Origin of the sequence: Streptomyces albidochromogenes, from assembly GCF_005981925.1 — a bacterium.
Lineage (GTDB): Bacteria > Actinomycetota > Actinomycetes > Streptomycetales > Streptomycetaceae > Streptomyces > Streptomyces albidochromogenes.
In genome coordinates this window covers 1-18,836 of sequence record NZ_VBVX01000118.1, presented here as the reverse complement: position 1 = coordinate 18,836, position 18,836 = coordinate 1, and the positions used below count along the sequence as shown (strand labels likewise).

Below are 18,836 nucleotides of genomic sequence, written 5' to 3'. Positions count from 1 at the left end.
GGGCGGGGGCGGCCGACGACTTGCGCGGCGCGAACCAGTCGCTGGCCGGCGGCTTGTCCTCGCCGGAACCGGCACCGGAACCTGAGCCGGCACCGGAGTCGGCGGCGGGGCCGGAAGCCGCGCCGGAAACCGGCTCGTCGCGCGGCGCGGCGTCCCGCGCGGGCTCGGGCGGGCGCGGCGTACTGCCGGTGCGCTCCCCGTTCGCGGGCGAGGACGGCGGCTCCACGTCGCCCATGGGCGTGCGCATGACGACCGGCGGGATCGGCCGCGACCCGGGGATGTTGATCCGGATGCGCGTGGTCAGCGTGGTCTCGGTCCTGGGCTCGTCCGGTTCCGCCTGTCCGGCGGCCTCGGGGCCCTCCGGACCGTCCTGCCCGGGGTGCGACGACGGATACTGGCGGGATCCGTACGGCGGCGTACCCGAGGGGTACGCGGCTCCGCCACGCCCCTGGGGGCCGGAGGACGAACTGTCAGTTTCACGACTCAAGGCAGGTTCTCCCGGTTAGCTCCGCTCGCCCGCTCTTACCTGGTACTGCGGGCGGCTCGGCGGCGCGCACCACCATACTGGCCGCCGCCGGCACATGCCCCGCCCCCTTGGCGACGGGCTGGTGAGGGCCGTGCGTGGACGACGGACTCACCGACTCAAGTGGTACGTCATTTGCCAAGTCGGGCGCTCACCGCGCCCTCTGACGGCAGCCGCAGCATCGTGGCGCAGATCACAGCCACGGCCATGCCGCCCAGCATGAAGGCGTACGACGCGGGGCTGCCGCCGATGAGCAGGTCGCCCTCGGGGCGGCTGACGGTCAGCAGGACGATGGCCAGGAGCCATCCGGCGGCCGCCGCGCCGACGCCGGACCGGGTGCCCGTGGCGTACAGGGCGCCGCAGAAGAGTCCCGCCGCGGCGAGCAGTGCCAGCAGCAGGCCGCCGGGGAACCACGCCGCGTGGACGAGGACGCCCGCCGCGCCGGTGAGCGCGCCCAGCACGAGGAGCAGGACGTAGGCGCCGGCGCGCGCCGGGGTCGTGGTCATGACGTCACTCCCGCGAAGAGGTCGCTCTCGCGGCCGCCGGCGGGCCGTTCCCCGCGTACGAGTTCGTAGTACTCCGTGATCAGGACGGGCTGGCCGAGGTTGTTGGAGAGGGCGAAGAAGTCGCCCTCCACGGCGATCTGGGTGGCGTGGGCGCGCATCGCGGCCCTCTTGGCGGCGGCGTACGCGGTGCCGTCGATCTCGGTGGTGATCACCGCGTCGTCGACCACTCCCGGGATGTCGTCCACGGCGGCGGTGCCGGGGAAGCTCACGGTGGCCGCGCTCAGGCGGGCGAAGCCGTCCTGTGCGTAGGCGCGCGGCACCCGGTTCCAGTAGATCTTGGCGATCGCGTGGGGGGTTCCGAGGTCCGGGCGGAAGCCGGGCTCGGCCGCGAGGTCGGCGGCGCGCATGGCGACGCGGTGCGCCTGGATGTGGTCCGGGTGGCCGTAGCCGCCGTCCGGGTCGTAGGTGACGAGCACCTGCGGGCGTACGGAACGGATCACCTCGACCAGGTACGCCGCCGCCTCGTCCACCGGCGCGGCCCAGAAGGCGCCCTCGCGGTGGTTCTGCGGGGCGCCCATCATCCCGGAGTCGCGGAACCGGCCGGGGCCGCCGAGGAAGCGGTGGTCGGTGACCCCCAGTTCCTTCATCGCGGCGGCCAGTTCGGCGACGCGGTGGGCGCCGAGGGTGTCGTCGCGGTCGGCGGCCAGGTGCGCGAGGGCGGGCGGGATGACCTCGCCCTCCTCGCCGAGGGTGCAGGTCACCAGGGTGACCCCGGCGCCCTCGGCGGCGTACCTGGCCATGGTGGCGCCGTTGTTGATCGACTCGTCGTCGGGGTGCGCGTGCACCAGAAGCAGACGACGGGCTGGGTGGTCCGTCATGGGGACCACCCTACGAGGCCGCGCTCAGAACTTGATGCCGCCGATCATCCCGGCCACGTTCGTGGTCAGTTCGTTGATCGTGGGCGCGATGGACGAGCTGGCGAGGTAGAAGCCGAGGAGTACGCAGACCACCGCGTGTCCGGCTTTGAGACCCGATTTCCGGACCATCAGGATGACGATGATCGCCAACAGCACTACCGCCGAAATCGAGAGTGCCACGGCGGTTCACCTCCACTTAATCGGGTCGAAAAGGGCATGCGGACATTCGCCAGCAGGTTCATACCCACCAAGCGCTACGGATCATAACTATCCGTGCGTACGCATTGATCGGTGCACGGCAGCACGAGGGGCGCATGGAGTTGCCACCGGACGGTAGCTTCGGGCATATGACGTCGAATCAGCTCTCCTTCCCCCGGCAGCACGCGAGGACGCAGCGCTTCACCCTGGGGGCGCCACGGGCGTTCACCGTGTCGCCGGACGGGGCTCGTGTGGTGTTCCTGCGTTCTTCGTCCGGCACCGACCGGGCGAACCGGCTCTGGGTGCTCGACCTGGAGGGGGGCGCGCGGGAGCGCATCGCGGCCGACCCCGGGGAGCTCCTCGGCGGCGCCGCCGAGGAGCTGTCGGCGCGGGAGAGGGCACGGCGCGAGCGCAGCCGGGAGGGCTCGGCCGGGATCGTCGGCTACGCCGTGGACGCGGCGGTCGAGCTGGCGGCGTTCGGCCTGTCCGGGCGGCTGTTCGCGGCGGAGCTGCGGGCCGGCACCGCGCGCGAGCTGCCGGCGGCCGGTCCGGTGCTCGATCCCCGGCCCTCGCCGGACGGCCGGCGCATCGCGTACGTCGCCGGGGGCGCCCTGCGGGTGATCGGGGCCGAGGGCGACGGCGACCGGGCGCTCGCCGAGCCGGAGGACGAGGGCACGACGTACGGCCTGGCGGAGTTCGTGGCGGCCGAGGAGATGGGCCGCTCGCGCGGCTTCTGGTGGTCGCCGGAGTCGGACCGGCTGCTGGTCGCCCGCGCGGACGACGCGGCCGTGGAGCGCTGGTGGATCTCGGATCCGGCCAACCCGCACAGCGAGCCCGCGCGGGTCGCCTACCCGGCGGCGGGGACGCCCAACGCGCAGGTGCGGCTGTTCCTGTACGGCCTGGACGAGGGGGCCGAGCGCACCGAGGTGGTGTGGGACCGCGCCCGGTTCCCGTACCTGGCACGGGTGCACTGGTCGGAGGCGGGTGCTCCGCTGCTGCTCGTGCAGGCGCGTGACCAGCGCGGCCAGCTGTACCTGGCGGTGGATCCCGCGACCGGTGCGACGCGGACCGTGCATGTGGACGAGGACGCGGTGTGGCTGGAACTTTTCGACGGCGTGCCCGTCTGGGCGCCGGACGGGCGGCTCGTGCGGATCGCCGACGAGGGCGGGGCGCGGGTGCTGACCGTCGGCGACCGGGCGTTGACCGGGCCGCAGTTGCAGGTCCGGGCGGTCCTGGACGTCTCGGCCGACGACGTGCTGGTCTCCGCCTCGGCCGGGGCGGAGGCCGCCGGCGCTGAGACGGGTGAGGTGCACGTCTACCGGGTGAACGAGCTGGGCGTGGAACGGCTTTCGCAGGGCGCGGGGGTGCACTCAGCGGTGCGGTCGGGCGGGGTGACCGTACTGGCCTCGGCGCGGCCGGAAAGCAGCGGCACGGTGGTGCGGGTGCTGCGCGACGGCAGGCGTGAGGTGGTGGTGGCGTCGTACGCCGAGGAGCCGGTCCTGACGGCGCGCGTACGGCTCCTGGAGGGGGGCGCGCGGAGGATTCCGTGCGCCGTTCTGCTCCCCGCGGGCTATACGGAGGCAGACGGGCCGCTTCCGGTGCTGATGGACCCGTACGGAGGACCGCACGCACGGCGCGTCGTTGCCGCGCACAACGCGTACCTCACGTCCCAGTGGTTCGCCGACCAGGGTTTCGCGGTGATCGTCGCCGACGGACGGGGGACGCCGGGACACTCCCCCGGCTGGGAGAAGGAGATCAGGGACGCGTTCCCGCTCACGCTCGACGACCAGGTCGAGGCGCTGCACGCGCTGGCCGAGGACTTCCCGCTGGATCTCGGCCGGGTCGCGATCCGGGGCTGGTCGTACGGCGGCTACCTGGCGGCGCTCGCGGTGCTGCGCCGTCCCGACGTCTTCCACGCGGGGATCGCGGGGGCGCCCGTCACCGACTGGCGGCTGTACGACACGCACTACACGGAGCGCTACCTCGGTGACCCGGGCGAGCAGCCGCAGGTGTACGCCGCCAACTCGCTCGTCACCGACGACGGGTTGTCGCAGCCGGCCGACGTGCACCGGCCGCTGATGATCGTCCACGGCCTCGCGGACGACAACGTGGTGATGGCGCACACACTGCGGCTGTCGTCGGCGCTGCTGGCCGCCGGGCGGCCGCACGAGGTGCTGCCGCTGTCCGGGGTGACGCACATGACGCCGCAGGAGCAGGTGGCGGAGAACCTGCTGCTGCTCCAGGTGGACTTCCTGCGACGGTCGCTCGGGATGAAGTAGGCCCCCGGGGCCGCCGGAGATCCCGGGGAGCCGGGGGGCACCCGGCCGGGGGCGTCATGGAGGCGTCCCCGGCCGGGCGACGGCACCCGCACGGCCGTACGCTGTGCAGCATGGCGCGTCCGCATATCGGTGATGCTTCGCTCAAGTTGCCTGTGTGTTAACGAGCTTGACGCCTGCTCACACCACCGGCCCCGGCTCCACCGGCACCACGTGCTTCTCCTGCGCGAAGTGGCACGCCGAGTCGTGCGCCGCCGGGGACCGGTCGTCCCGGAACGCCGCCGGCACCGCCAGCGGCGGCACCTCGTGCGCGCACCGCTCCCGCGCCTTCCAGCACCGGGTGCGGAACCGGCAGCCGGAGGGGATGTTCGCGGGCGACGGGACGTCGCCGGTCAGCAGAATCCGCTCGCGGTGCTCGCGCGCCGTCGGGTCCGGCACCGGCACGGCGGACAGCAGCGCCTGCGTGTAGGGGTGCGTGGGGTGGTCGTAGATCTCGGCGTCCTTGCCGGTCTCGACGATCCGCCCCAGGTACATCACCCCCACCCGGTCGGAGATGTGCCGCACGATCGACAGGTCGTGGGCGATGAAGACGTAGCTCAGAGCGAACTCGTCCTGGAGCCTGTCCAGCAGGTTGACGACCTGCGCCTGGACCGACACGTCCAGCGCGGAGACCGGCTCGTCCGCCACGATGATCTCCGGCCGGAGCGCCAGCCCGCGCGCGATGCCGATGCGCTGGCGCTGACCGCCGCTGAACTGGTGCGGATAGCGGTTGAGGTACTCCGGGTTCAGCCCGACCACGTCGAGCAGGTCCTGGACCTTCTGGCGCCGGTCGCCCTTGGGCGCCACCTCGGGATGGATCTCGTACGGCTCCCCGATGATGTCGCCCACCGTCATCCGGGGGTTGAGCGCGGTGTACGGGTCCTGGAAGACCATCTGGATGTTGCGCCGCACCGCCTTCAGCGCCCGCCCCGACAGCTTCGTGATGTCCTCGCCCTTGTAGCGGATCACCCCGGCCGTCGGCCGCTCCAGATGGACGAGCAGCCTGGCGAGCGTCGACTTGCCGCAGCCAGACTCCCCCACGATGCCGAGGGTCTCGCCCGCCGCCAGGTCGAGGTCGACGCCGTCGACCGCCCTGACCGCCCCGACCTGCCTCTTGAGGACGATGCCCTGGGTGAGCGGGTAGTGCTTGTGCAGCCCGCGGACTTCGAGGATCGCCTCGTGCCGCCCGGCCGGCTCAGCCATGGAGCGTCTCCTGCCAGAAGTGGCACGCGCTGCCGCGCCCGTCCGGCACGTCGTACAGCGGCGGTTCGTCCGTCCGGCACACGTCACGGGCCAGCGGGCAGCGCGGGTGGAAGGCGCAGCCGGGCGGGATGCGCAGCAGGTTCGGCGGCAGGCCCTTGATGGCGTACAGCTCCTGGCCCTTCTGGTCGAGGCGCGGGATGGATTCGAGCAGGCCCTTGGTGTACGGGTGGGCCGGCGCCTTGTAGATGTCGTGGACCGGCGCGCTCTCCACGATCCGCCCCGCGTACATCACGGCGATCTTGTCGGCGACGTCCGCGACGACCCCCAGGTCGTGCGTGATGAGGATGAGCCCCATGGCGAGTTCGCGCCGCAGGTCCGCGAGCAGGTCCATGACCTGGGCCTGCACGGTCACGTCCAGCGCGGTCGTCGGTTCGTCCGCGATGATCAGCGCGGGTTCGAGGGCCAGCGCCATCGCGATCATGATGCGCTGGCGCATGCCGCCGGAGAACTGGTGCGGGTACTGCCCGACCCGTTCCCGGGCCGCCGGGATGCGGACCCGGTCCATCAGCTCGACGGCCTTGTTCCTCGCGTCCTTGCGGGACATTCCCCGGTGGACGACGAACATCTCGCCCAGCTGCTCGCCGACGCTGAGCACGGGGTTGAGGGAGGACAGCGCGTCCTGGAAGATCATGGCCATCTCCCGGCCCCTGACCTTGCGCCGCTCGTCCTCCTTGAGCGTGAGCAGGTCACGGCCCTGGAAGCGGATCTCGCCGCCCGTGATCCTCCCCGGCGGCACGTCGAGGATGCCCATGACGGCCTGCGCGGTGACGGACTTGCCCGAGCCGGACTCGCCCAGCACGGCGAGCGTCTCGCCCTCGGCGACGGAGTAGGTGACGCCGTTGACGGCCCGGGCGGCCCCGTCGCGCGTACGGAACTCCACGTGCAGGTCGCGCACGTCCAGCAGTACGGGCGACGCGTCGGGTGTGCCGGGTGTGGCGGTCATGGGCGGGCTCCTCAGCGCAGCTTCGGGTCGAGGGCGTCGCGCACCGCGTCGCCGAGCATGATGAACGCGAGCACGGTGACCGCGAGCGCGCCCGCCGGCCAGAGCAGCATGTGCGGGGCGTTGCGGACGTACGGCGAGGCGGCGGAGAGGTCGATGCCCCACGACACGGTGGGCGGCTTCAGGCCGACGCCGAGGTACGAGAGGGTCGCCTCCAGCGAGATGTACGTACCGAGGGCGATGGTCGCCACGACGATGACCGGGGCGACGGCGTTGGGCGTGACGTGCCGCAGCAGCATCCGCGCGTTGCTCGCGCCGAGCGCCCGCGCCGCCTGCACGTAGTCGTTCTGCTTGACGGTGATGACCGAGCCGCGGGCGATGCGGGCGATCTGCGGCCACCCGAGCAGGACGATGAAACCGATCACCGGCCAGACGGTGGTGCTGGTGACGACGGACAGGAAGACGAGGCCGCCGAGGACGACGGGGATGCCGAAGAAGACATCGGTGACACGGGACAGCAGGGCGTCCCAGGCGCCGCCGAAGAAGCCGGCGAGCCCGCCGAGGACGCTGCCGAGCAGGGCGACGCCGAGGGTGGCGCAGACGCCGACGGTGACGGAGGTCCTGGCCCCGTAGACCGTGCGCGTGTAGACGTCGCAGCCCTGGCCGTTGAAGCCGAAGGGATGGCCGGGCTGGGAGCCCTGCTGGGCCCTGGCCAGGTCGCACTGGAGCGGGTTGCCGCTCGCGATGAGGGACGGCCAGACGGAGATGACGACGAGGAAGGCGATGACGAGCCCGGAGACGATGAAGACCGGGTTGCCGCGCAGGTCGCGCCAGGCGTCGGACCACAGACTGCGCGCCCGTTCGCCGGAGGCGGCTGACGGGTCCGGCCCGACGGGCCCGGTGCCCTGCGGCCCGCCCTCGGGCGTCTTCCGCGGCGTCCGGCCCCCGTCCACGGCGAAGTCCGTCGCTCCCCCGGCTCCGGCCGCCGCGACCGCCTCGACCGCCGCGTCGGGCTCGTAGAAGGGCTCAGGCATACCGGATCCTCGGGTCGAGTACGGCGTACAGGAGGTCGACGAGCAGGTTCGCCAGCAGGAAGACGAGCACCAGGACGGTCACGAACCCGACGACCGTCTGGGAGCTCTGGCGCAGGATGCCCTGATAGAGCTGGTAGCCGACGCCGTGGATGTTGAAGATCCGCTCGGTGACGATCGCGCCGCCCATCAGGGCGCCCACGTCCGTGCCGATGAAGGTGACGACGGGGATCAGCGAGTTGCGCAGCAGATGGCGGGAGACGACCCGCCGCCTGGGCAGTCCCTTGGCGACGGCGGTGCGGACGTAGTCGGCGCGGGAGTTCTCGGCGACGGACGTCCGGGTGAGGCGGGTGACGTACGCCAGGGACACGGAGGCCAGCACCAGGCCGGGGACCAGGAGTTCGTCGACCGTGGCCGCGGACGACACGGCCGGCTTGACGACCCCCCACTTCACGCCGAGCAGCAGCTGGAGCAGCAGGCCGGTGACGAAGGTGGGGATCGAGATGACGACGAGGGTCATCAGCAGCACGCCGGTGTCGGCGGGGCGGCCGCGGCGCAGGCCGGTGAGCACGCCGAGGCTGATGCCGATGACGACCTCGAAGACGATCGCGACGAGCGTCAGCCGGATGGTGACGGGGAACGCGCTGCCCATCAGCTCGGTGACCTTCTGCCCGTTGAAGGCGGTCCCGAAGTCGCCGCTGAATACGTTGCCCATGTACGTCGCGTACTGCTGCCACACGGGCTGGTCGAGGCCGAACTCCGATCGCAGCCGGGCGGCGGTCGCGGGGTCGCACTCGCGGTCGCCGCAGAGGCCCGCCACGGGGTCGCCCATGACGTTGACCATCAGGAAGATGAGCAGGGTGGCGCCGAAGAAGACCGGGATCATCTGCAGCAGACGCCGGATCGCGTAACGTCCCATGGGTGGGCTCCTCAGAAGGGGGCGCCGGCTCCTGGCCCGGTGTCAGTTGACCGTGATCTCGTGGTAGACGGGGACGCTGAAGGGGTTGAGGGCCACGTTGGAGATCCGGTCGGAGTAGCCGGCGCTGCCGTTCTGGTACCAGAGCGGGATGGCGGCCATCTGGTCGCGTGCGACCTTCTCCGCCGCCTTGAACTTCTCGACGGCCTTCACCGGGTCGGACTCGGCGTTGGCCTGGTCGACGAGCCCGTCGAACTCCTCGTTGGTCCATTTGCCGTCGTTGGACGAGGCGTTCGTGTAGTACAGCGGCTGGAGGAAGTTCTGCACCAGCGGGTAGTCCATCTGCCAGCCGGCCCGGAAGGGGCCCGTCATCTTGCGGTCGGTGATCTGGCTGCGGAAGTCGGCGAAGGTGCCGACCGGGTTGCCCGTGCACGCCCTGTCGTCGCCCAGCGCGTTGTTGATGCTGTTGCAGACGGCGTCGACCCAGTCGCGGTGGGACCCGGTGTCCGCGTTGAAGGTGATCTTGAGCGTGCCGCCGGGGATGCCGCCGCCCTCGGCTACCAGCTTCTTCGCCTCCGCCGGCTTGAACTCGCACGCCTCGCCGCACAGCGCGTCGTCGAAGCCGCCCTCCGCCGTGAGCACCGGTGACGTCCAGTCCTTGGCGGGGGTACGGGTCTTCTGGAAGATCGTGTCGGTGATCTGCTGCCGGTTGATCGCCATGGACAGGCCCTTGCGGACCTTCTCCATTCCGTCGGCGTTCCACCGCTCGTCGTAGTAGGGGAAGGCGAGGGTCTGGATGATGCCGGCCGGGTTGTTGATGTACCGGTCGCCGAGGTCGGCCCGTACGTTCTTCAGCTGGGAGGCCGGCACGTCGTCGACGAGGTCGAGGTTGCCCGCGGTGAGGGCCGTGTAGGCGGTGTTGTTGTCGGTGAAGACCTGGAGGTCCACGCCGCCGTTGCGCGCCTTGTCGGGGCCCGGGTACTCCTCCCACTTGCGCAGGGTCATCTGCGAGCCCCTGGCGTACGCCTCGACGGTGTACGGGCCGTTGCCGACGGGCTTGGCGAGCCAGGCGTCGTGGTCGTCGAAGAACGCCCTGGGGAGCGGGGCGAAGGCGGCGTAACCGAGCGTCTCGGGCCAGGTGGAGAACTTCTGGGTGAGCCGGACGGTGAAACTCCGCGCGTCCTTCACCCGCAGGCCGGAGAGGGTGTCGGCGGTGGCCCTGCCCTTCTCGGGGTGGACCTTGTCGTACCCCTCGATGTAGCCGAAGAAGTAGGCGTTGCGCTGGTTGTTCTCCAGGTGGGCGCCGTAGTTCCAGGCGTCGACGAAGGACTTGGCGGTGACCTTCTCGCCGTTGCTGAAGGTCCAGCCGTCCTTCACGGTGATCGTGAAGTTCCGCGAGTCCGTGGTGGTGATCTTCTCGGCGAGCATGTCCTTGGCCTCGCCGGTCTTCGGGTCGTACCGCTTGAGACCGCGGAAGAGCAGGTCGAGGACCTTGCCGCCCTGCACCTCGTTGGTGTTCGCGGGCTCCAGCGGGTTCGCCGGATCGCCCCACGAGGAACGGACCACCCCCGACGCGCCGCCACCGCCGCCGTTGTCACCACCGCCGCAGGCCGTCGCCGCGAGGGCGACGACGACGGCGCAGGCCGTCCACTGGGCGAGCGCGGCTGTGCGCATGGAGTCCCTCCTCGGGTCTTCAGGTCTCACGTAGCACCCATACCACCCCAGAGGACCCCATACCGCACTTCAACGGGACCCGTTCGCGCGCCGGGCCCGACCAGGCGTTCCCGGCCACCCGGACAGCCGAAGGCGCCCCGGACCGAGTCGGTCCGGGGCGCCCCGTGTACGTACCGCCTGGAGCTCTACGCCGCGTGCACGACGTCCTTCTCCTCCGCGAAGTGGCAGGCCGACTCGTGGGCCGCCGGGGTGTCCGAGGACTTGAAGCGCTCGGGCACCGCGAGCAGCGGCACCTCCTCCGCGCACTTGTCCTGCGCCTTCCAGCAGCGGGTACGGAACCGGCAGCCGGACGGCGGGTTCGCCGGCGACGGGACGTCACCGGTGAGGATGATCCGCTCGCGGCCCTCGCGGGCCTCCGGGTCGGGGACCGGGACCGCCGACAGCAGCGCCTGGGTGTAGGGGTGCGTCGGGTGGTCGTAGATCTGCGTGTCCGTACCGATCTCGGCCATCTTGCCGAGGTACATGACGCCGACCCGGTCGGAGATGTGCCGGACGATCGACAGGTCGTGCGCGATGAAGAGGTAGGACAGGTTGAACTCGTCCTGGAGCTTCTCCATCAGGTTGATGACCTGCGCCTGGACGGACACGTCCAGCGCCGACACCGGCTCGTCGCAGATGATGATCTCCGGCTGGAGCGCGAGGCCGCGGGCGATGCCGATGCGCTGGCGCTGGCCGCCGGAGAACTGGTGCGGGTACCGGTTGATGTACTCCGGGTTCAGGCCCACCACGTCCAGGAGCTCCTGGACCTTGCGGCGCCGGTCGCCCTTCGGGGCCACCTCGGGGTGGATGTCGAAGGGCTCACCGATGATGTCGCCGACCGTCATGCGGGGGTTGAGCGACGTGTACGGGTCCTGGAACACCATCTGGATGTTGCGGCGGACCGCCTTCAGCGCGCGCCCGGACAGCTTGGTGATGTCCTGGCCCTTGAAGAAGACCTCGCCGGCCGTAGCCGTCTCCAGCGTCATCAGGAGCTTGGCGACCGTGGACTTGCCGCAGCCGGACTCGCCCACGATGCCGAGCGTCTCGCCCTGGTACAGGTCGAAGGAGATCCCGTCGACGGCCTTGACCGCGCCGATCTGCTTCTTGAACAGGATGCCCTGGGTCAGCGGGAAGTGCTTGACCAGGTTGCGCACCTGGAGGATCGGCTCCCCGCGCTCGACCGGGGCCTCGATCGCGGCGACGGCCTCCTGGGTGGTGGAGGCGTCGACGGTCTCGACCGGCATGACGTTGGGGGTCGCGTCCACGGCAGCCTCGTTCTTCTTCAGCTCAGCCATGGATCTGCTCCTTCCAGAAATGGCACGCACTGTGGCGGCCCGGCAGCTCGCCGCCGTCCCGCTCGGTCACCGACAGCAGCGGCGGCACGTCGGTGCGGCAGATGTCCTGCGCCTTGGGGCAGCGCGGGTTGAACGCGCAACCGGTCGGGATCTTCAGCAGGTTGGGCGGCAGGCCCTTGATCGCGTAGAGCTCCTGGCCCTTCTGGTCCAGGCGCGGGATCGAGTCCAGCAGACCACGGGTGTACGGGTGCGCGGGGCGCTTGTACAGCTCGTGGACCGGGGCGGTCTCGACGATCCGGCCCGCGTACATGACCGCGATCTTGTCCGCGACGTCGGCGACGACGCCGAGGTCGTGGGTGATCAGGATCAGACCCATGTTGTACTCGCGCTGAAGCTCCGCGAGCAGGTCCATGACCTGGGCCTGGACGGTCACGTCGAGCGCCGTGGTGGGCTCGTCCGCGATGATCAGGTCCGGCTCCAGGGCCAGCGCCATCGCGATCATGATGCGCTGGCGCATACCGCCGGAGAACTGGTGCGGGTAGTCGTTGACCCGCTCCTTCGCCGCCGGGATGCGCACGCGGTCCATCAGCTCGATGGCCTTGGCCTTGGCGTCCTTCTTGGACAGGCCCTGGTGGACGCGGAACATCTCGGCGAGCTGGTAGCCGACGGTCAGCACCGGGTTGAGGGACGACAGCGCGTCCTGGAAGATCATCGCGATCTTCTGGCCGCGGATCTTGCGCCGCTCCTCGTAGCCCATGGTCAGCATGTCCTCGCCGCGGAAGAGGATCTCTCCCTGCGGGATGCGGCCGGGCGGCATGTCGAGGATGCCCATGATGGCCTGCGCCGTCACGGACTTGCCGGAACCGGACTCGCCGAGCACGGCGAGCGTCTCACCGGCGCTGACGCTGTAGTTGACGCCGTTGACGGCTTTGACGACACCGTCGCGGGTCTTGAACTCCACGTGCAGGTCGCGGACGTCGAGCAGCGGTCCGCTGTTCTCCGTCGAACCCCGGGGGGCGGGAACATCCGCCGTCTTGTCGATGATGGTCATGTACGTACGCCTCCCTCAGCGCAGCTTGGGGTCGAGGGCGTTGCGTACCGCATCGCCGAGCATGATGAAGGCCAGGACAGTGATCGACACCATGATCGACGGGATGATCAGGACGAAGGCCGCGTTGCGCAGCTGCTCCTGGCCCGACGAGATGTCGACGCCCCACGAGACGGTCGGCTCGGCGAGACCGATGCCCAGGAAGGACAGCGTGGCCTCGGCCGAGATGTAACCGCCGAGCGCGATGGTGGCGACCACGATCACCGGGGCCATCGCGTTGGGCAGGATGTGCCGGAGCAGGATGCGGGTGGTGGAGGCGCCGAGCGCCTTCGCCGCCATCACGTAGTCGGCCTGCTTGATCGTGATGACCGAACCGCGGGCGACCCGCGCGATCTGGGTCCAGCCCAGGAACGCGAGCGCCAGGATCACGACGTACACGTGGCGCTCCTCGAAGGAGGTCAGCACCACCATCGCGCCGAGGATGAACGGGACACCGAAGAAGATGTCCGTGATCCGGGACAGCAGTGTGTCGATCCAGCCGCCGAAGTAGCCGGCGAGCATGCCCGTCACCGTACCGACGATGGTGACGAGCACGGTCACGATGACGCCCACGGCGATGGAGGCGCGGGCGCCGTAGATGACGCGGGCGTAGATCGAGCGGCCCTGGACGTCGTAACCGAACCAGTCCGGGGCGAAGAAGTTGCCCCACTTCGGCTTCTGCAGATAGTGGTTGGCGAGGTCCGCGTGCCGGGGGTCGGCGCTGGTGAACAGGCCGGGGAAGGCGGCCATGGTCAGCAGGAAGACGATCAGGATCGCGGAGATCACGAACAGCGGGTTGCGCCGCAGGTCGTGCCAGGCGTCCGACCACAGACTGCGGGCCTTCTCCGGCTTGCTCTCGGCGGCCGGTACGCTGCCCGGCTGGGTCGCGTCCTTGACGGGGGTTTCGAGCGCCTCAGGCATAACGGATCCTCGGGTCCAGGACCGCGTAGAGCAGGTCGACGATCAGGCTGCTGACGAGATAGACGACCACGATGAGGGTGACGATGCCCACCACCGTGGAACCCTCGCGCGACTTCAGCGCCTGGAAGACGTTGTAACCGACGCCCTGGACGTTGAAGATGCCCTCCGTCACGACCGCGCCGCCCATGAGGGTGCCGATGTCGGTGCCGAGGAAGGTGACCACGGGGATCATGGAGTTGCGCATCAGGTGAACGCCGATGATGCGGCGCTTGGGCAGTCCCTTGGCGACCGCCGTACGCATGTAGTCCGAGCGCAGGTTCTCCGCGACCGACGTACGGGTGAGCCGGGCGACGTACGCGAGGGAGAGCGAACCGAGGACGACGGCGGGCAGGATCAGCTCCTGCGAGGCCGCCACGGCGCTCACGTTCGGTTCGACCCAGCCGAGCTCGTGGGCGAAGAAGTACTGGGCGAGGAAGCCGAGCACGAAGGACGGCACGGAGATCAGCAGGAGCGTCAGCACCAGCAGACCCCGGTCCCGCAGGGTGTCGGCCTTCAGACCGGCGAACACGCCCATGGAGATGCCGACGATCACCGTGAAGGCGAAGGCGAACAGGGCCAGCCGGACGGTGATCGGGAACGCGTCCGCGATCACGTCGGCGACCGGACGCTGGGTGGCGATCTGGGTGCCGAAGTCGCCCTGGAACAGGCCGCTCAGGTAGTTCCAGTACTGCTGCCAGATCGGCAGATCGAGCCCGAGGTCCTTCTTGACCTGGGCGATCTGCGCTTGATCCACGGCCTGCTCGCCGGCGAGCGCGCGCACGGGGTCGCCGGGCAGGGCGTACATCATCAAAAAGACCAGCAAGGTTGACCCGAGGAAGACCGGGATCATCTGGAGCAGTCGCCGCGCGACATAACGCCCCATGTTTGCCTCCGTGTGGATAACTGCGGCACGGGGGCCGCTCCCTGATCGAGGGAACGGCCCCCGTGCCTACCGCCGGTGCGGTGGCGGGTACTGACCGAGTGGGGGGTGGCCCGCAGGCTGCGAACTACTTGACGGTGACGCCGGTGACTTCGTAGTCGCCGTGGAAGTCAACCTTCACGTTGTCGACAGCCTTCGAGTGTCCACCGTTGGTGCGGTACTGCCACAGCGGGATGGCGGGCATCTCGTCGAGCACCATCTTCTCGGCGTCCTGGTAGAGCTTGATCGACTCTTCCAGGGACTTGGCGTTGTCGCCCTTCTTGAACGCGGCGTCGATCTTCTTGTTGGAGAAGCGGCCGTTGTTCGCCTCGGCGGTCGTGCCGTACAGCTCCCGCATGAAGTTGACGTTCAGCGGGTAGTCCGCCACCCAGCCACCGCGGTAGAAGGACTTGACCTCGTCGTTGTCACGAGCCTCGAGGTCCGTCTGGAAGTCCGGCTTCGCGTCCGGGAGGCAGTCGACCCCGGTGGAGTTGCGGATGGACTCGCAGACCGCGGTCACCCACTCCTTGTGGCCGCCGTCGGCGTTGTACTGGATCCAGATCTTGTTGCCCGGGACGCCGCCGCCCTCGGTGACGAGCTTCTTCGCCTTGGCGGCGTCGAACTTGAACACGTCGGTGTCCAGGGCCTGGTTGCCCTCGACGCCCTTCGGCGTGAAGCTCGTGGCCGGCGTACGCGAACCGTTGAGCACCGTCTTGGTGATCGTCTCGCGGTCGATGCCCATCGACAGACCCTGCAGGACCTTCGGGTCGATGTTCTTGAAGGTCTTGCTGTAGAAGGTCGGGACGATGGACTGCATCGCCGCGTACTCCTGGTCGATCGCGCGGTCGCCCAGGTCCTGCTTGTACTTCGGCAGGTCCTTCGGGCCGATCTGGCGGATCATGTCCAGGTTGCCGGACAGGAGGTCCTGGTACGCGGCCTCGACGGTCGCGTAGTTCTTGAAGAGGACACCCTTGTTCTGGGCCTTGTTCGGACCCTGGTAGTCCGGGTTGGCCTTGACCTGGATGAGCTTCTTGTGGTCCCACTTCTCGAAGACGTAGGGGCCGTTGCCGACGGGCTTCTGGCCGAACGCCTTCGGGTCGGCGTAGAACGTCTCGGGCAGCGGGGCCCAAGTCGTGTAGCCGAGCTTGTAGTTGAAGTACGGGACCGGCTTCGACAGCTCGATCGTGAACGTGGTGTCGTCCACGGCCTTCAGGCCGGACATGGCGTCGGCCTTCGGCTCACCCTTGGCCGGGTGGACGTCGTCGTAGCCCTTGATGTCCTCGAACCAGAACGCGTTCTGCTGCTTGTTCTTGATGTTGGCGTACCAGTTCCAGGCCTTGATGTAGGACTCGGAAGTGACAGCCTCGCCGTTGTGGAACTTCCAGCCCTTCTTGAGCTTGACGGTCCACGTCTTCGAGTCCTTGGTCTCGACCGACTCGGCGTTCGTGTAGACGATCTCGCCGTTGGCGTCGAAGTCGAGCAGCTGCGTGAACAGCGACTGGATGACGTAGCTGCCGAGCGACTCGTTCGTGTCGGCCGGAATCAGCGGCTTCTGCGGCTCACCGACGTCGATCGAGACGTAGCCGGCCGGCTTGCCCTTTTCCTTGGCTTCCGTGTCGCCGCTGTCCGAGCCACCGCACGCCGTTGCCGACAGAGCCACGACTATCGCACCTGCGACCCACTTGGCGCTCTTGGCACCGCGCATGGGTTCCTCCTCATGAGTCCACTGATCACTACAAGAGGGGTACGCAGACAGTCGCCGACACCCCTGACGGCGATGAGTCGCATGTACCCCGAGTGTGCTCGTGAGTCGGCACTCCCCACAGTGCGTGACCCATTGACCCGAGCTCAATGGAGCCAACTATTAAGTAACCCCGACCCGTAAACCACACTTAAAGGGTCTCGTTTTGACAACATCGACCGGGCGCACCTGCCCGAAATCCGGACAAAGCGATCACAGACAGACACGTGCGAAACGGACTGTTAACGCAGCTTCCGGAGAGTGGCGCCCGGTATCCGGACACCCGTCTCACGAAATGCGGTTGACACGGGGTCGGGTGATGTCCTGCCCAGCGGGGGTCCCGATACACCGGAAGGCCGGTTCCGTCCCCCCTCAGAGGGACGAAACCGGCCTTCAGGCACGCTCCGGAGGGCCGTGGGGCCCCCGGGTCAGCGCTTGGCGCGCGAAGCCGTACGGCCGCGCTCCTTCTGGTCCAGGACGACCTTGCGGATGCGCACGGTCTCCGGGGTCACCTCGATGCACTCGTCGTCGCGGCAGAACTCCAGCGACTGCTCCAGCGAGAGCTTGCGCGGGGGCACGACGTTCTCCGTGTTGTCCGCGGAGGCCGCACGCATGTTGGTGAGCTTCTTCTCCTTGGTGATGTTCACGTCCATGTCGTCGGAACGCGAGTTCTCACCGATGATCATGCCCTCGTAGACCTCGGTGCCGGCCTCGACGAAGATCACACCCCGCTCCTGGAGGTTGATCATCGCGAACGGCGTCACCGAGCCCGAACGGTCCGCGACGAGCGAGCCGTTGTTACGGGTGCGCAGCTCGCCGAACCACGGCTCGTGGCCCTCGAAGATGGAGTGCGCGATGCCGGTGCCGCGGGTCTGGGTCAGGAACTCCGTACGGAAGCCGATGAGGCCGCGGGACGGGACGATCCACTCCATGCGGATCCAGCCCGAACCGTGGTTCGTCATGGTCTCCATGCGGCCCTTGCGGGTCGCCATCAGCTGCGTGATGGCGCCGAGGTGCTCCTCGGGCGAGTCGATCGTCATGCGCTCGATCGGCTCGTACTTCTTGCCGTCGACCATCTTCACGACGACCTCGGGCTTGCCGACGGTCAGCTCGAAGCCCTCGCGGCGCATCTGCTCGACCAGGATCGCCAGCGCGAGCTCACCGCGGCCCTGGACCTCCCAGGCGTCGGGGCGCTCGGTGTCCAGGACGCGGAGCGAGACGTTGCCGATGAGCTCCTTGTCCAGGCGGTCCTTCACCTGGCGGGCGGTGACCTTGTGGCCCTTGCCGCCCTTGCCGACCAGCGGCGAGGTGTTCGTACCGATGGTCATGGAGATCGCCGGCTCGTCGACCGTGATGAGCGGCAGCGCGATCGGGTTCTCGGGGTCGGCGAGGGTCTCGCCGATCATGATGTCCGGGATACCGGCGATGGCGCAGATGTCGCCAGGGCCCGCCTTCTCGGCCGGCTTGCGGGTGAGCGCCTCGGTCATCAGGAGCTCGGTGATGCGGACGTTGGACATCGTGCCGTCACGCTTGATCCACGTGACGGTCTGGCCCTTGCGCAGCTCGCCCTGCTCGACGCGGCACAGCGCGATGCGGCCGAGGAAGTTGTCGGCGTCGAGGTTGGTGACGTGGGCCTGGAGCGGGGCCTCCTCGTCGTACTCGGGGGCCGGGACGTGCGCCAGGATGGTGGAGAAGAAGGGCTCCAGGTTCTCGCTGTCGGCGGGGACGGTGCCGTCCTCCGGCTTGGTCAGCGAGGCGACGCCGTCACGGGCGCACGCGTAGACGATCGGGAACTCGATCTGCTCCTCGTCCGCGTCGAGGTCCAGGAACAGGTCGTACGTCTCGTTGACGACCTCGTCGATCCGGGAGTCCGGGCGGTCCGTCTTGTTGATGCACAGGATGACCGGCATCTTCGCCTGGAGCGCCTTGCGGAGCACGAAGCGCGTCTGCGGCAGCGGGCCCTCGGAGGCGTCGACCAGCAGGACGACCGCGTCGACCATCGACAGGCCGCGCTCGACCTCGCCACCGAAGTCGGCGTGGCCGGGGGTGTCGATGATGTTGATCGTGATGACGTCGCCGCCATCCTTGGGGTGGTACTTGACGGCCGTGTTCTTGGCCAGGATCGTGATGCCCTTCTCACGCTCCAGGTCGTTCGAGTCCATCATGCGGTCGTCGAGGCTCTCGGCGGCGTGCGCGGCGAAGGCGCCCGCCTGCTTGAGCATGGCGTCGACCAGGGTGGTCTTGCCGTGGTCGACGTGGGCGACGATGGCTACGTTACGGATGTCGTGGCGCGTGGGCATGGGTGAGTTGCGCTTCTCTCGATCGTGGGATCGGGCGTCGTATTCGGTTCGTTTCCTCATACGCCCGCCGGGCGGGGGAAGAACTAGCAGGTCAAAACCCTCAGGATTGGCTCAAGTCCCTTGCCCGCCGGGGCACCGGCGGGCAAGGTGCTGTGTGCCCCTTGACCCGGCACCGCTCCACCTCACCACCCCCACGTGCACGGCAGAAAACC

At 69.2% G+C, this 18,836-nt stretch carries 15 protein-coding genes and 1 pseudogene; 1 reads left to right on the top strand and 15 read right to left on the bottom strand.

Features of this window, described 5'->3' with window-relative positions:
- The 4 genes and pseudogenes from E2E34_RS35935 to E2E34_RS17175 all read right to left on the bottom strand — a co-directional run.
- A pseudogene (locus tag E2E34_RS35935) lies at positions 1 to 487 on the bottom strand (hypothetical protein); the annotation flags it as partial.
- Positions 488 to 654: 167 nt separating this feature from the next.
- On the bottom strand, positions 655 to 1,029 hold the full coding sequence (locus tag E2E34_RS17185; protein WP_138902796.1) for a DUF6113 family protein: 375 nt from the start codon (positions 1,027 to 1,029) through the stop codon (positions 655 to 657).
- Positions 1,026 to 1,907, bottom strand: a complete 882-nt coding sequence (gene mshB / locus E2E34_RS17180; protein WP_138902795.1) for an N-acetyl-1-D-myo-inositol-2-amino-2-deoxy-alpha-D-glucopyranoside deacetylase — start codon at positions 1,905 to 1,907, stop codon at positions 1,026 to 1,028. Before mshB ends, E2E34_RS17185 begins: the two co-directional genes overlap by 4 nt.
- A gap of 24 nt (positions 1,908 to 1,931) precedes the next feature.
- Positions 1,932 to 2,126 carry a hypothetical protein gene (locus E2E34_RS17175; protein ID WP_138896464.1) on the bottom strand — a complete coding sequence of 65 codons (195 nt, stop codon included), beginning with the start codon at positions 2,124 to 2,126 and terminating at the stop codon, positions 1,932 to 1,934.
- 167 nt (positions 2,127 to 2,293) lie between these two features.
- Here E2E34_RS17175 and E2E34_RS17170 point away from each other — a divergent pair, with 167 nt between their 5' ends.
- Positions 2,294 to 4,423 (top strand): S9 family peptidase, encoded by a 2,130-nt coding sequence (locus E2E34_RS17170; protein ID WP_138902794.1) that lies wholly within the window; start codon positions 2,294 to 2,296, stop codon positions 4,421 to 4,423.
- Positions 4,424 to 4,600: 177 nt separating this feature from the next.
- Here the strand turns inward: E2E34_RS17170 and E2E34_RS17165 are convergent, their stop codons facing one another.
- From E2E34_RS17165 to typA, 11 genes are all read right to left on the bottom strand, one after another.
- On the bottom strand, positions 4,601 to 5,662 hold the full coding sequence (locus E2E34_RS17165) for an ABC transporter ATP-binding protein (protein WP_138902793.1): 1,062 nt from the start codon (positions 5,660 to 5,662) through the stop codon (positions 4,601 to 4,603).
- On the bottom strand, positions 5,655 to 6,665 hold the full coding sequence (locus E2E34_RS17160; protein WP_138902792.1) for an ABC transporter ATP-binding protein: 1,011 nt from the start codon (positions 6,663 to 6,665) through the stop codon (positions 5,655 to 5,657). Before E2E34_RS17160 ends, E2E34_RS17165 begins: the two co-directional genes overlap by 8 nt.
- Before the next feature lie 11 nt (positions 6,666 to 6,676).
- On the bottom strand, positions 6,677 to 7,696 hold the full coding sequence (locus E2E34_RS17155; protein ID WP_138902791.1) for an ABC transporter permease: 1,020 nt from the start codon (positions 7,694 to 7,696) through the stop codon (positions 6,677 to 6,679).
- The gene (locus E2E34_RS17150) at positions 7,689 to 8,612 is read right to left on the bottom strand and encodes an ABC transporter permease (RefSeq protein WP_138902790.1); all 924 of its coding nucleotides are present in this window, start codon (positions 8,610 to 8,612) and stop codon (positions 7,689 to 7,691) included. The genes E2E34_RS17155 and E2E34_RS17150 overlap by 8 nt, the downstream gene beginning before the upstream one ends.
- A 42-nt stretch (positions 8,613 to 8,654) precedes the next feature.
- Positions 8,655 to 10,283 carry a peptide ABC transporter substrate-binding protein gene (locus E2E34_RS17145; RefSeq protein ID WP_138902789.1) on the bottom strand — a complete coding sequence of 543 codons (1,629 nt, stop codon included), beginning with the start codon at positions 10,281 to 10,283 and terminating at the stop codon, positions 8,655 to 8,657.
- 185 nt (positions 10,284 to 10,468) lie between these two features.
- On the bottom strand, positions 10,469 to 11,617 hold the full coding sequence (locus E2E34_RS17140; protein WP_138902788.1) for an ABC transporter ATP-binding protein: 1,149 nt from the start codon (positions 11,615 to 11,617) through the stop codon (positions 10,469 to 10,471).
- Positions 11,610 to 12,668 carry an ABC transporter ATP-binding protein gene (locus tag E2E34_RS17135; protein ID WP_138902787.1) on the bottom strand — a complete coding sequence of 353 codons (1,059 nt, stop codon included), beginning with the start codon at positions 12,666 to 12,668 and terminating at the stop codon, positions 11,610 to 11,612. The genes E2E34_RS17140 and E2E34_RS17135 overlap by 8 nt, the downstream gene beginning before the upstream one ends.
- Positions 12,669 to 12,683: 15 nt before the next feature.
- A complete protein-coding gene (locus E2E34_RS17130) occupies positions 12,684 to 13,625 on the bottom strand; it encodes an ABC transporter permease (RefSeq protein ID WP_138902786.1) in 942 nt (313 codons plus the stop codon).
- Entirely contained in the window at positions 13,618 to 14,547 is a 930-nt protein-coding gene (locus E2E34_RS17125; protein WP_138902785.1) for an ABC transporter permease, read from the bottom strand. Before E2E34_RS17125 ends, E2E34_RS17130 begins: the two co-directional genes overlap by 8 nt.
- A gap of 124 nt (positions 14,548 to 14,671) precedes the next feature.
- On the bottom strand, positions 14,672 to 16,288 hold the full coding sequence (locus E2E34_RS17120; protein ID WP_138902784.1) for a peptide ABC transporter substrate-binding protein: 1,617 nt from the start codon (positions 16,286 to 16,288) through the stop codon (positions 14,672 to 14,674).
- 464 nt (positions 16,289 to 16,752) lie between these two features.
- On the bottom strand, positions 16,753 to 18,624 hold the full coding sequence (gene typA / locus E2E34_RS17115) for a translational GTPase TypA (protein WP_138902783.1): 1,872 nt from the start codon (positions 18,622 to 18,624) through the stop codon (positions 16,753 to 16,755).
- Positions 18,625 to 18,836 lie beyond the last annotated feature (212 nt).

Coding starts and splice junctions, on each gene's coding strand:
- E2E34_RS17185 (WP_138902796.1), bottom strand. CDS start 1,029: ATGACCACGACCCCGGCGCGCGCCGGCGCCTACGTCCTGCTCCTCGTG.
- mshB (WP_138902795.1), bottom strand. CDS start 1,907: ATGACGGACCACCCAGCCCGTCGTCTGCTTCTGGTGCACGCGCACCCC.
- E2E34_RS17170 (WP_138902794.1), top strand. CDS start 2,294: ATGACGTCGAATCAGCTCTCCTTCCCCCGGCAGCACGCGAGGACGCAG.
- E2E34_RS17165 (WP_138902793.1), bottom strand. CDS start 5,662: ATGGCTGAGCCGGCCGGGCGGCACGAGGCGATCCTCGAAGTCCGCGGG.
- E2E34_RS17160 (WP_138902792.1), bottom strand. CDS start 6,665: ATGACCGCCACACCCGGCACACCCGACGCGTCGCCCGTACTGCTGGAC.
- E2E34_RS17155 (WP_138902791.1), bottom strand. CDS start 7,696: ATGCCTGAGCCCTTCTACGAGCCCGACGCGGCGGTCGAGGCGGTCGCG.
- E2E34_RS17150 (WP_138902790.1), bottom strand. CDS start 8,612: ATGGGACGTTACGCGATCCGGCGTCTGCTGCAGATGATCCCGGTCTTC.
- E2E34_RS17145 (WP_138902789.1), bottom strand. CDS start 10,283: ATGCGCACAGCCGCGCTCGCCCAGTGGACGGCCTGCGCCGTCGTCGTC.
- E2E34_RS17140 (WP_138902788.1), bottom strand. CDS start 11,617: ATGGCTGAGCTGAAGAAGAACGAGGCTGCCGTGGACGCGACCCCCAAC.
- E2E34_RS17135 (WP_138902787.1), bottom strand. CDS start 12,668: ATGACCATCATCGACAAGACGGCGGATGTTCCCGCCCCCCGGGGTTCG.
- E2E34_RS17130 (WP_138902786.1), bottom strand. CDS start 13,625: ATGCCTGAGGCGCTCGAAACCCCCGTCAAGGACGCGACCCAGCCGGGC.
- E2E34_RS17125 (WP_138902785.1), bottom strand. CDS start 14,547: ATGGGGCGTTATGTCGCGCGGCGACTGCTCCAGATGATCCCGGTCTTC.
- E2E34_RS17120 (WP_138902784.1), bottom strand. CDS start 16,288: ATGCGCGGTGCCAAGAGCGCCAAGTGGGTCGCAGGTGCGATAGTCGTG.
- typA (WP_138902783.1), bottom strand. CDS start 18,624: ATGCCCACGCGCCACGACATCCGTAACGTAGCCATCGTCGCCCACGTC.